The 11,409-nt window shown below is 58.8% G+C and carries 12 protein-coding genes, 1 pseudogene and 1 riboswitch; of the genes and pseudogenes, 6 read left to right on the forward strand and 7 right to left on the reverse strand.

Annotated features, from left to right (window positions below):
• Positions 1–23: 23 nt before the first annotated feature.
• Positions 24–971: a dihydrodipicolinate synthase family protein gene (locus tag ACE04I_RS16575; protein ID WP_046797295.1), complete on the reverse strand. Its 948-nt coding sequence runs from the start codon at positions 969–971 to the stop codon at positions 24–26.
• 164 nt (positions 972–1,135) lie between these two features.
• On the opposite strand from ACE04I_RS16575, the gene ACE04I_RS16580 reads away from it, so the two are divergent.
• On the forward strand, positions 1,136–2,200 hold the full coding sequence (locus tag ACE04I_RS16580; protein ID WP_046797296.1) for a LacI family DNA-binding transcriptional regulator: 1,065 nt from the start codon (positions 1,136–1,138) through the stop codon (positions 2,198–2,200).
• A gap of 29 nt (positions 2,201–2,229) precedes the next feature.
• On the opposite strand, the gene vapC is transcribed toward ACE04I_RS16580, so the two are convergent.
• The 6 genes from vapC to ACE04I_RS16610 form a co-directional block, all read right to left on the reverse strand.
• The gene (gene vapC, locus ACE04I_RS16585; protein WP_046797297.1) at positions 2,230–2,628 is read right to left on the reverse strand and encodes a type II toxin-antitoxin system tRNA(fMet)-specific endonuclease VapC; all 399 of its coding nucleotides are present in this window, start codon (positions 2,626–2,628) and stop codon (positions 2,230–2,232) included.
• On the reverse strand, positions 2,628–2,861 hold the full coding sequence (gene vapB, locus ACE04I_RS16590; RefSeq protein WP_046797298.1) for a type II toxin-antitoxin system VapB family antitoxin: 234 nt from the start codon (positions 2,859–2,861) through the stop codon (positions 2,628–2,630). Before vapB ends, vapC begins: the two co-directional genes overlap by 1 nt.
• A gap of 355 nt (positions 2,862–3,216) precedes the next feature.
• Positions 3,217–4,260, reverse strand: coding sequence for a FecCD family ABC transporter permease (locus ACE04I_RS16595; protein ID WP_487207292.1), 1,044 nt, complete (start codon positions 4,258–4,260; stop codon positions 3,217–3,219).
• A 3-nt stretch (positions 4,261–4,263) separates the two neighbouring features.
• Positions 4,264–5,196 carry an ABC transporter substrate-binding protein gene (locus tag ACE04I_RS16600; RefSeq protein WP_487207293.1) on the reverse strand — a complete coding sequence of 311 codons (933 nt, stop codon included), beginning with the start codon at positions 5,194–5,196 and terminating at the stop codon, positions 4,264–4,266.
• Positions 5,197–5,210: 14 nt separating this feature from the next.
• Positions 5,211–5,987, reverse strand: a complete 777-nt coding sequence (locus ACE04I_RS16605; RefSeq protein WP_046797301.1) for an ABC transporter ATP-binding protein — start codon at positions 5,985–5,987, stop codon at positions 5,211–5,213.
• Entirely contained in the window at positions 5,984–6,421 is a 438-nt protein-coding gene (locus ACE04I_RS16610; protein ID WP_046797302.1) for a DUF1636 family protein, read from the reverse strand. The genes ACE04I_RS16605 and ACE04I_RS16610 overlap by 4 nt, the downstream gene beginning before the upstream one ends.
• Positions 6,422–6,452: 31 nt before the next feature.
• Positions 6,453–6,671, reverse strand: a riboswitch (cobalamin riboswitch).
• A gap of 311 nt (positions 6,672–6,982) precedes the next feature.
• Between ACE04I_RS16610 and ACE04I_RS16615 the strand changes: the two genes are divergently transcribed.
• From ACE04I_RS16615 to ACE04I_RS16635, 5 genes and pseudogenes are all read left to right on the forward strand, one after another.
• The gene (locus ACE04I_RS16615; protein ID WP_487207294.1) at positions 6,983–7,783 is read left to right on the forward strand and encodes a helix-turn-helix domain-containing protein; all 801 of its coding nucleotides are present in this window, start codon (positions 6,983–6,985) and stop codon (positions 7,781–7,783) included.
• A 221-nt stretch (positions 7,784–8,004) separates the two neighbouring features.
• On the forward strand, positions 8,005–8,907 hold the full coding sequence (locus ACE04I_RS16620) for a helix-turn-helix domain-containing protein (protein WP_487207295.1): 903 nt from the start codon (positions 8,005–8,007) through the stop codon (positions 8,905–8,907).
• 426 nt (positions 8,908–9,333) lie between these two features.
• Positions 9,334–10,245 (forward strand): helix-turn-helix domain-containing protein, encoded by a 912-nt coding sequence (locus tag ACE04I_RS16625; protein WP_487207296.1) that lies wholly within the window; start codon positions 9,334–9,336, stop codon positions 10,243–10,245.
• A 261-nt stretch (positions 10,246–10,506) separates the two neighbouring features.
• Positions 10,507–10,974, forward strand: coding sequence for a hypothetical protein (locus tag ACE04I_RS16630; RefSeq protein WP_487207297.1), 468 nt, complete (start codon positions 10,507–10,509; stop codon positions 10,972–10,974).
• Positions 10,971–11,409, forward strand: a pseudogene (locus tag ACE04I_RS16635) (hypothetical protein); the annotation flags it as partial. The gene ACE04I_RS16630 and the pseudogene ACE04I_RS16635, both read left to right, overlap by 4 nt.

The raw sequence follows: 11,409 nt of genomic DNA on the forward strand, positions 1-11,409 counted from the left end.
CACGACGGCGGGGGCGTCGCTGGTTACTCAGCGGCGATCAGCTGTTCGGCTCGGCCAATGCCAGCGGCCTCGAAGGCTGCGAAGATTTCCGCTTCGGCCTTTTCGCCGAGGTTCTTCAGCGGCTCGCGGATGGTGGCATGGTCAAGCACACCTCGATGAACGAGGCCAAGCTTCAGGGCGACGGTACCTTCCATATGGGAGCCACGGTGGTAGACGGCCCGGGTAACCGGGAGGAGACGTTCGAAGATCTGACGGGCTTCCGGATAGTTCTGCGCCTTTCCGGCCTTGATCAGATCGATCAGCAGTTCCGGTGCGATGTTTCCGTAGCCAACAAGCAGGCCGTCAACATCGAACATGGTCGGCAGCAGCCACTCGTCATGGCAGCTCAGGATCTGCAGGTCTGGATTGGCTTTCTTGAGTTCCGGAATTTCGATGTACCAGCGCTTCATGTTGCGGACACCATTTTTGGTGGCAACAACGCCGTCCTGGGTTGCGATGGCAAGCTGGGTGTCCAGGTCGTAGGAAGCCTTGGTGGCATCCGGATACTGGAACAGGATGCACTGCAGTCCAGATTCCTGCCAGATCGCCTTATAGCGGTCCTGCGGCGCACCCTTCTGGAAGCCAAAGCGCAGCCAGCCATGGTTCGGGTAGACGAGTGCGCCGGTGGCGCCTGCAGCCTTGCACTTCTTGGCTTCTTCCGCGGCAACCCTTGTACCTTCGCCAGTAATTCCGGCGATGATCGGAACCTGACCATTGACAGCTTCGACATAGGTGCGGATGAGCTTCAGGCGCTCTTCCTCGGTGAGGAATGTGCCTTCGCCGGCATGGCCAAGAATGACAAGGCTCTTCACCCCGTCCATGCGTGCGAGCCACTTCGCGATACGGGCATTGGCCGCATAATCGACCTCTCCGTCGCGGGTGAACGCGGTAACGGGTGCCGGGCTCAGGCCTCTCAAATCCATTGCCTGCATGGGATATCTCCTCCTTGATAGCCGCTGTCCGACTTGCGATCAGCGATGGGATCGTTAATGGGAACGTTCCCACTATCGTTTCCGATTTTGCTGGAGTCAATATTTTTTTTGATGCATGTTGAGGGCATTGAGTAGCGAGAACGCTGTAAACGGAAAAAAGGAAAATGGATTCAAGGTCCGAAGACGCAAACCGCCAGACACGGGTAACCATCCTCGATGTCGCGTCGGCTGCCGGCGTTTCGAAATCCACAGTATCGCGCATCCTGGATGAACGGCTTCCCCGGTCAGACAACGAGACGTCGCGCCGCGTCCGGAAGATCGCGGAGGATATGGGTTATGTTCGAGATGTCTCCGCTGCCAGCCTCAGACGCGGCAAAACGATGACAGTTGGTGTGATTGTGCCGCGGCTGACCGATACGGTCATGGCGATGCTCTATGAAGCCCTGGCGAAAGCGTGCAGCAAAAGCGGCCGCTTCGCCATCGTCGCGACGACCGATGATAAACCCAAGGCGGACAGGCTTGCAGTCGAGTCACTTCTAAAGCGAGGCGTTGATGGGTTGATCCTTTCGACAGCACGTGAGGATGATGATTTTCCTGATGAGCTCGTCGCTAGGGGCGTACCTTTTGTCCTGGCCCTCCGTACAGATGGACGAAGCCTTTCTTCGATTGGTGACGACAGATTGGGTGGATACCTTGCGACGCGCCATCTCCTGGATCTCGGTCACCGTGACATCGGCGTAATCGCCGGCCCTTCCTATGCATCCAGCGCCCTCGGACGCGTCGAAGGTTACAGGCAGGCACTGGAAGAAGCAGGGATTTCAGTTCGTCGGGAAAGCATTGTCCCATCGACATTCGGAATCGACGCCGGAGCAGATGCGGCCGAGCAGCTCATGCGCTTGAAAGATCCTCCCACCGCGATTTTTGCCGTGAACGACAATACCGCGATCGGGGCTCTTTCCGGTCTTTCCCGTCTCGGGATTTCTGTGCCCAACGATGTTTCAGTGGTGGGATACAACGACATTCCTATCGTCAGTCATCTACCGACCCCGCTGACGACACTGCGCGTGCCATTCGACCAGATTGCGTCAAACGCCTTGGATCTGCTTACAAACGGCGCGGCTTCGGCGGACGATCGGATCCGGGTCGCGGCTCCGACCCTTATACCCCGAAAATCTTCCGCCCGAGCCTCGGCTCGTCCTGAGCTTCCATCCTTCCCTCTCCAGTCTTAAAAACGTCGACTGCGGTGAGCGCGGAGCGGCTATACCCAGTTTTCTGTTCGGAGGCCCGGCATTCTAGCGAACTCCCGCATATTGTTGGTGACGACGATCAGCCCTTCGCTGCGGGCATGGCCGCCGATCTGCATGTCATGCGGACCACATGGCATTCCGGCCCGCTCGAGTTCCGCCCGAACCTGCCCGTAATGCACCGCCGCCTTTTCCGCGAACGGCAGCACTTCCAGCCTCGCCACGAAATGATCGATCGCCGCCAGGTTCTCGATGCGGCGGGCCGATTTCTCAGCCCCGTAATGCAGTTCTCCGAGCGTGATGCTCGATATGCAGAGCTGCTCGGCCAGCGTGTTGAATTTTTCTCGCAGTTCTAGCGGATAGTTCTTCATTACATAGATGCAGATATTCGTATCGAGCATATAGGTCAGCATCAGAACGGCTCGCGTTCTTCCGCCACCGGTTGCTCACGCTCGCTCATGAAGTCCTCGCTCACGCGCGGGCCGCTCAAAAAGAGATCGTCCCAGCGTTTGCCTTGCGGCACGATCACCCGGCTACGGCCGATTTTGAGAATATCGACCTGATGCACGTCCTCCGGGAAGGCGACAGGTTTGGGAAGCCGGACCGCTTGACTGCGATTGCTGATAAAGACCGTGGAACGGGTCATGGCGCATCTCCGGTATATCCTATTGGGATATACATAACTCGGCGCACCTGTGAATACAAGATTCCACGCCGGGCGCCTGAATACGTTCCGGTCATGCGGATCGCTGGGGTGCCCTGTTCCGGCTTAGGCCTTTTCGCGAGCGGCGCTTGGCACCACAATGCCGCTGTCTGGGCGCTCGCGGACTCAAACCGCCGTCGCGGCCTCTTGGCTAAGCCAGCAAGACGTTGGCCGCCGGACGACGATACGGGCGTGGTATAGGACGCGTGTGTAGCGCTCGGTATGCCATGGGTTTCGGGTCGTCCAACGCGGTCCCCCAGCCCGTACTCTCTGGCTCATGGGGAGGCAGCTGGCATGTTTATGAAGACCGTCTCGCCATCATCCAGATGAAGAAGATGCCTCCGCAAAGGCCAGTCACGATACCGATCGGGATGTCCTCTGGCGCCATCAGGATACGCGCGGCCGCATCGGCCCAGATGAGAAACACGGCGCCGAAGAAAGCGGAGCCGGGCAGTACACGCGCGTTGTCGCCACCGACGAGAAGGCGGACCAGATGCGGCATCATGAGGCCGACGAATCCGATCACGCCGGAAAACGCCACCATGACGCCGGTGATCAGTGCGCAAACGACGAACACCGTCATTCGAAACCCGCCCGGGCTAATGCCGAGTGTCGCGGCCGTTTCATCCCCCAGCGACATGGCGTTGAGTGCCTCGGCACGCGACCAGAGCCATAGACCGCCGATTACCAGCACCGCTGCGGGCCAGACAAGATGAGACCACTGCGCAAGGCTGAGGCCGCCAAGCATCCAGAACACGACGGTGTGAGTGGCGCGCGGGTCACCGATCAGGATCAGCGTGTTGCCGGCGGCCATGATGACGAAACTCACGGCGACGCCGGCCAGGACCAGGCGATCCGCCGAGGTCGCGGAGGCGAGGCGCGCGACGCCGAGGACAAGCAGGGTTGCGGCCATGGCGCCGCCGAAGGCGAAGACCGGCACGGTCAGGATACCGATCACCATTCCGATATGCAGGAGCGCCAGAATGGCGCCGAATGCGCCGCCCGACGATATGCCGAGAAGATGCGGGTCGGAGAGCGGATTGCGGGTGACGGCCTGAAGCGCCGCGCCGACGAGGCCGAGCCCGGCTCCGACCAATCCCGCAAGGAGCGTACGCGGGAACCGGATCTCCATGACGATCTTCGCGCGGCTGTTGCTCCAGTCCGGCTCGATCATGCCCGGCAGTATATGGTCGACCGCCACGCCCCATACGGTCGAAAGCGGTATGGCAACCGCACCGACCGAGACCGCAACGATGATGGATAGCAGCAGAATGGCCGCCGCCCCGAGGGGCAGGCCGAGGCGAAGCCCAATTCGGCGCGGGGCGAGGGCGGCGGTGATCATCACTTACTTGCTCCAGAATGCCCTGGCGAGTTTTGCGACCGCCTCGATATTGCGCGGTCCGGGTGTCGCCTCGACATAGGAGAGAACTGCAAAGCGGTCGTTCTTCACGGCATCGATATCCTTGAAGGCCGGATTGCCCTTCATGAACGCGATCTTCTGTTCAGCGCTCACATCGCCATAATCGACGATGACGATCATTTCCGGATTACGTTCGATGACCGGCTCCCAGGCCACTTCCGTCCAGCTCTTGGCGACATCCTCCATGATATTGGTGCCCCCGGCCGCCTCTATGATCGCGGTCGGCATGCCGTTGCGACCGGCCGTGAACGGTGCGTCCTCGCCGGAATCGTAGACGAACACCTTCAGCGGCTTCGACCGGTCGATATCCTTGGTGATCTCCTTCAGGCGGGCGCGATAGCCGTCGACCAGCGCTTTAGCGCGTTCCTCGATTCCGAAGATGCGGCCGATGTTGAGGATGTCGATATACATATCCTCCATGGTCATCTTCGGCCGCTGGCCGAGATGGCTGCAGCTTTCCGTCAGCTCATAGACCTTGATGCCGAAGGGTTCGAGGGTTTCGGGCGTGACCTCGCCGCCGACGGACATCCCGAAATTCCAGCCCGCGAAGAAGAAGTCGGCCTCGGCGCCGGCCAGGACCTCCTTGCTCGCGCGGTTCGGTGCGAGTTCGGGGATGTCACCCAGCTTTGCCGATATCTCCGGCTCCATCTTGTAATAGCGCGAGATCCCGGCATAGCCGACCATATGGTCCTGAAGATCGAGCGCCAGCATCGTGTCGGTCATGTTCACATCATAGGAGACCGCGCGTTCCGGCGGCGCGTCGAATGTGACCTCACGATTGCAGCTCTTGACCGTTACCGGGTGTGCGAGCGCCGGGACGGCGGAAAGGAGAAGAAGGGCCAGGGCAGGGCGGATCATGGCTGTCTCACGGGCTAGAGATGAAAGGAGAAGCGGGGATGAGGACCGGAGCGGTCGATCCGGCATCTAACGTTGAAGGCGGTCGCCAGGTAGTCTTCGCTCAGCGCATCGTCAGGCGGCCCGTCCGACAATATGCGACCCTGATGGAGAACGATGACCCTGTCGGCAAACTCCGCTGCAAGACCGAGATCGTGCAGCGTCGTGACGACGGTGAGGCCGAGACCTCGCAGGAGCGAAAGCAGCTCGAGCTGGTGGCGGATATCGAGGTGGTTGGTAGGCTCGTCGAGAACGAGCAGGCGCGGTTCCTGAGCGAGCGCCCTTGCGACCATCACTCTCTGCCGTTCACCGCCCGAAAGCGTGGCGAACCGGCGATCGACCATTCCCGTCAGATCCATCTTGGCAAGGGCGCCTTCGATGACTGCAGCATCGGCAATTCCCGGCGATGAAACCGCGCCGCCCCAACCGCGGCGGTGCGGCAAACGCCCCAGGGCGACGATCTGGCGGACGGACAGGGCGAAATCGGTCGGTTGCTCCTGGAGAACCGCGGCGACGGTGCGCGCGGTCTGTTGCGCCGAGATTGTCCAGATGTCTTGGCCATCGAGTGTGACGGAGCCGGACCGCGGACGCTGGAAGCGGTAGATGAGCCGAAGCAAGGTGGACTTTCCCGCGCCGTTCGCACCGCAGATGGCGGCAATCTGACCGCGCGGAATGGAGAGGGAGACGTCCTTGACGATATCTGCATGGCGCGGCGGCCCCCAGCTCACACGGTCGAGAGAGAGTATATCGCTCATGCCGATGCGTCCGCCGGACGCAAGATCATCGCCGGCAGTCGCGCTAGGATGTTGTTCGCGAGTTTGCCGGGACGGTCGACGGAGCGGCACCAGCCGTCGTCGAGCTCGGCATAAAGCCGCGCAAACCGTACGATGTCAGCTATATCGTCGACGGGATCGAGGTTGAAAAACAGCCAGCTTGCCTTTTCCGGAGCTCGCAGCGCGACCGAGCAGGGCCGGTCACAGCCGCCCATGCAGGCGGTCCCCGTCACTTCGAACTGAGCGGAAAGATCAGCCACGGCGATTGCAGAGCGCAAATTGGCGATCATGGATATGCCGGGCCGGCCATGGCGCTCGGTTCGCTTGCAGCTCTTGCAGACAAGGAACTGATGCGGCGCGGACTGGACCACGGAATAGGCAGGTGTCGCCACCGGCCTGGAAGATGCCTTACCCATCACTTCTCCTGACCGGACTCCCCGCCCGGTTCGGGTTACAATCGTGATGGCAGGTCTCCTGACTTGCGGGTCGTCGCGTCCTCCACCTTCCCAGCGTCCTGCAAGGGTTTGCCAGTGGTAATTGGAGGTTGCTCACCGCTCACAGTTGCGGGGGCAGTCACGGCCTCGGCCCCGGATGGGATCCTCACCGTATTCCCTTTTCACCCGGCGTTGCGAATGCCCGCCAGGAACCATCGACGCAAAACTAACCAAGACGGATCTGAAGTCAACCGGATAGGAAAAGTCGATCTCTCCCTATCCGGTGGCCTTTCCCTGGCGGTGCGAATGTGATTCGGTACGGTGACAGTATTCCGAAACACGATGAATCGCGTCTGATGCAATGCTGATTGAAGCCGAAGTCATTGGTCGCTTGCGTCTGGTATATCTTTTCGTCGATGCTCTAAGTCTTTGAATGACGTTAATAATGCGCTGGAAGCGAAATTGGGGGAGACCAAGGAAGTGCTTAGAAAACTTGCAGACGCCAGTTTGTTGGACCCTTGGCCCGAAAATGTAGGACCGAGAATGATGGCGTTTCGAGGTGGAGCAGTTCATTCCAAACGTCCTGCTACCGCGCAGGAATTCCTTCCCACAGGACACTGGATCGGCGTGATCATGGCGCCGTCACCGGAAATTAAGCTTGCCTTCGGCTCCGAGAAATATCGAACCAGCGCCGCCACGGTCGGCATGCTGGCCGTGCATCCCGCCGGCGTCGACGGGAAGGCGCGCTGGGCCACGGCATTGGAGAACGTCCTCGTTTCGATATCGCCTGAAAGCATGCTGGAGCTTGCCGCCCGGCAATTCGATTGCGTGAACCTGGAGGTCCGACCGACGCATCTGACGCCCGACCGTACCGCTTTGGAACTTGCCGAGCTGATCAAAGCAAATATGAACTCTCCGGATGCCTGCAGTGAACTCTACCTGGATACCCTGATTACTATCCTGGGCATTCACGTCCTGCGTCACTATTCGAACATCGCCTCACCAAGTAAAACGCGAGCGGACGAACTTTCCCCTATCGCTGCCAAACGCATAAGAGATTATCTGCACGAGCATTTCAGGCGGAAACTGACGATTACCGAGCTCGCCGAAATCTGCGGGCTCTCGCCGGGGCATTTCGCCCGATCTTTCGTGCGGACCTTCCGTGTTTCGGTGGATCGGTATCTGCTTGAGATTCGCCTCGATTCCGCCGAGAGATTATTGCTTGAAACTGAGCTCCCGCTCTCGGAAGTCGCGCGTTTGAGCGGGTTTTCAGGGTGGCGCGCCCTCACCACCCAAATGATGCTTTACAGGCAGAAAAGCCCGGATCAGTTGCGGTCGGTATAGCTCTCCAATCCCGGCTATCATTCGGGTCCTCAACCTAGGTCCGCCTAATACGGAGGCAGTTTCCATTCTGTCTGCTGCGAATATAAGCAGTTCGTGCCGAACGCCGCTTCGCGCCTTCAATCGCTCGATACCCCGCCGATATGTGCGGGCGATAGTTTGTTACAGTGGCATGAAAACTGCCTGCCGCTATGCGTCGAGACTACGCGGCAGGAGGAGCATTGGTGGCAAGCAGCACACCGAAAAAAACGGCCGGAAGTAACCAGGCAGCCGAGGGAGCGGCATTCAATTTCCTGCCCCCGAGTGCCGGACCTCGGCTCATTACCTCAAAGGGTTGTGCGATTCACACCATTGTCGCGCCGGGTTCTCAGAGGTTTCAACACAAGGAACATGTCGTGTCCGTGCTGTTGATACCCGCACCAGGAATGCGGGTGGCATCCGCCAGCGACAGGGCCTTCGCGTTCAACGCGCCTGCTGGAATGCTCATCGTTCATCCAGCCGATGTCGAATGTGACGTGACATGGTCGCAGACGATGGAACATGCGGCCGTAGCCATCAGGCCGGACAGTTTGGTCGAGCTTGCGCTTCAAGAATTCGGTACGGATTCGGTTGAGCTTCGTATTCTGCCCTACGGAACAATCGATCCGAAGGCGCTGGGCTTTGCCGAGTTGCTGAAAGCCGAACTGACGCAGCAAGAGACGCCAAACGAGCTCTACGTCGAATCCCTGATCACTCTCTTTGGCCTTCATATCCTCAGGAGTTATTCGGCGGTAAGAAATCCGCCTGCGGAAGCGAAGGGCAAGCTTTCCCTCCAGAAAGCTCGACTGCTGCGGGAGTTTCTCCACGAGAATTTCCCCCGGAGAGTGAGTGTGGCGGAGCTTGGGTTGGTCTGCGGTTTGCCGCCCGGCCAATTCCTGCGAAGTTTCCGGCAAACTTTCGGGCAGGCGCCACACCAATATATCCTCGAATTGCGGTTGGGTTTCGCGACCAAGTTATTGAGCGAGGGGAATTTAAGGATCGTAGACGTTGCGCATCTCAGTGGGTTCTCAAGTCAGAGCCATTTGACGGCCATGATGAAGCGGCGCAGGAACATTACTCCCGCCGAACTGCGTCGCAATAGGTCTTAAAAAGAAGCATAACGAGATAATACAGCTTCAACGAGATATAAGATTTCCGCAATTTTTTGATACAATCAGCGTTTCATGAAATACCGCCCCTGCCCGATTGTGCTTCTCTGTTCGGCAGAACGCGGTGCTGTATCCAGCCTTTACAGGGGTGCAGCGGGACTTTCTGAATTGCGCAGCGGCGGGCTCGTGGATGATACAAGGAATGTTCAGGTCACTGGATAGCTGTTCAACGAGGGGCCGTCCTGCACCAGGCGTGTTGGCGCAGCGGTTCGATGCTGCCCGCGGTCCCGTAAATGGGTAATGTGCCGGAGTCCTAACGGTCATCTCAAAGCCGAAGCACCGCTTCAACACTTCGTCTAATCTCTCAAAAATCATTGGTCCTGCAGTGCAGCAGCCCTTAGGGATGCTGCAGGCTGGAATGTCGGAATGAATCGGCACCTAGATAGACTGGAAGCGGATATCGTCAGACCACCTCAGCGTGACAACGATCATGGTATTCTCAAGATCATTCCTGAAAGCGCTGGCCCGCGAGTGGTGACACCTGGCGGCGGGGTGATTTATTCGCTCCGCCCGCCAGGATCACAGACGGTATTGTCGGAAAACCACTTTGCAGAGGTGATCCTTGCGCCTTCCCCCAAGATAAGAGCTGCTCTGGCAAGCGACCGGCTGCGAGAATATGACTTTCCCGCGGGGACGCTTGTTATTCAGCCGGCGCATGTGGAGGGCCGTATTGAATGGTCGTTCACCAAGGAAAGCCTGATCGTTGCCCTACGGACCGAAACCTTTGCCGATCTCGGCCTTCGGGAGCTTGACCTTTCCAAGGTTGAGCTTCAGCCACCAAGCTTTGGAACGGTAGACCGTACCGCCTGGCGCATCGCCGAATTGCTGAAGATGGAATTAGCCCGGCATGAACCGGCGAGCGAACTTTATATCGATTCGCTCATTACCCTCTTCGGCATTCATCTTCTCAGAACCTATTGCGGAACCGGAAAACAACTGGCGAAGGCGAAGGGCGGGCTCTCCGTCTCAAGCGCCCGCAGGGTGCAGGAATATATCAAGGAAAACTTTGCTCGCGCACTATCGGTGGACGAACTCGCGGCCATTTCCGATCTTTCACCTTATCATTTCATCAGGGCCTTCACCAAGACGTTCGGGCAATCGCCGCATCAGTATGTCATCATGCTGCGGTTGATTTCAGCGGGGAACATGCTGATCGAAACCGACTTGACGATTGCCGAGATTGCTTATCTCACCGGCTTCTCGAGCCAAAGTCACCTGACTTCGACGATGAGGAAATACCAGCGGATGACGCCAGCTGAGATAAGGCTGCGGCGATAGAATCACCAAATATTTTCAATGCTGTGCCGAGGGGACCCCGACTCGGGGTTAAATGACGGGCAGATAGTTGGTGCTGAAAAGCCACGACTTGTGTCCAAAGCAGCGCGATTTCGTGGCATGGTCGCCGTTTTCCGCAATTTCCTGACAGAAAGCGAAATTTCCTGAAATATCACCTCTCATGATTGTGCTTCCCTATGGTTGCGAAACTATCCGGTACTTGAATCTGCCCCTTTTCACACGAGGGCAACTGATCGGTGCGCTGTGGATCTATCCGGCAATCATGCGACGTGGCGTATTGGACCGTTCAGGGACACGCAGCTCCCGGAAACCCAAATCTTCGCCCCGAAGACCGAGGCAGCGTGGGCCGCGCTGCAGCAGCAATATGCAAATCTGCTCACCGTGGCGGAAATCGATCACCTGCTTGCCTGCTTCGTGTTCGGGCTGACCTCCCCTGCTTTCGCGAACCAGGAGGCCGACCTGCATTTTAATGTCTGCCGCACGCTGATGGCGATCAAACTGCCGCCGGAGCGGGTAGAGGCCGCGCTCCATTCAGTTCCCGCACCGACCCAGCCATGGTTCGAGAGCGCCCGCCAAATCATCGAGAGCAAAGGCGTGCAGATGGGAAGCGCGCTGCGGCGGGACGCTTTCAATACTGAGAATACCACAGGCGTAGATGCGAACTCCAACCCCAAGGAGCGCCTGGGCAACAACGAGGAAAATGTACAATGACTGAATGCATTCAAGGGCATACTCAGCGCATGTTCCGTTTCGGTGTCCCCAACAAGCAGATCGCAGGTGAAAGCGACGGCCGGTCACGTCGTCGGCGGCTGATGGCGATCCTCCGCATGGCCCATCGTGTTCTTGGTATTCGGCGCAAGGGTCTGGGGCTCGGAACACTGGGCGTTAGCGGCGGGTTGACTGCGATCGCCATCGGCCTCGCGACGCCCGCCCATGCACAATATGCCGCCGGCGGTGGCACGGCGTCAGCCCCCAACGCCGTCGCCATCGGTAACAGTACCCAAGCGAATGGCGCGAACAGCGTGGCGTTGGGCACCTCCAACAGCGCAACAGGCGATGCTTCGATCGCCATTGGCTATGCGATGAGTGTCAATGGCCTCAATGCGATCGCTATCGGTGTCATTTCGGGCGCGAGCGGCGTCAACG

It is taken from the genome of Rhizobium moroccans (genome assembly GCF_057559155.1).

What these genes read in the sequence shown, in the direction of transcription:
- ACE04I_RS16575 (WP_046797295.1), bottom strand. Translation starts at nt 971, where the DNA reads ATGCAGGCAATGGATTTGAGAGGCCTGAGCCCGGCACCCGTTACCGCG.
- ACE04I_RS16580 (WP_046797296.1), top strand. Translation starts at nt 1,136, where the DNA reads ATGGATTCAAGGTCCGAAGACGCAAACCGCCAGACACGGGTAACCATC.
- vapC (WP_046797297.1), bottom strand. Translation starts at nt 2,628, where the DNA reads ATGCTGACCTATATGCTCGATACGAATATCTGCATCTATGTAATGAAG.
- vapB (WP_046797298.1), bottom strand. Translation starts at nt 2,861, where the DNA reads ATGACCCGTTCCACGGTCTTTATCAGCAATCGCAGTCAAGCGGTCCGG.
- ACE04I_RS16595 (WP_487207292.1), bottom strand. Translation starts at nt 4,260, where the DNA reads ATGATCACCGCCGCCCTCGCCCCGCGCCGAATTGGGCTTCGCCTCGGC.
- ACE04I_RS16600 (WP_487207293.1), bottom strand. Translation starts at nt 5,196, where the DNA reads ATGATCCGCCCTGCCCTGGCCCTTCTTCTCCTTTCCGCCGTCCCGGCG.
- ACE04I_RS16605 (WP_046797301.1), bottom strand. Translation starts at nt 5,987, where the DNA reads ATGAGCGATATACTCTCTCTCGACCGTGTGAGCTGGGGGCCGCCGCGC.
- ACE04I_RS16610 (WP_046797302.1), bottom strand. Translation starts at nt 6,421, where the DNA reads ATGGGTAAGGCATCTTCCAGGCCGGTGGCGACACCTGCCTATTCCGTG.
- ACE04I_RS16615 (WP_487207294.1), top strand. Translation starts at nt 6,983, where the DNA reads ATGATGGCGTTTCGAGGTGGAGCAGTTCATTCCAAACGTCCTGCTACC.
- ACE04I_RS16625 (WP_487207296.1), top strand. Translation starts at nt 9,334, where the DNA reads ATGAATCGGCACCTAGATAGACTGGAAGCGGATATCGTCAGACCACCT.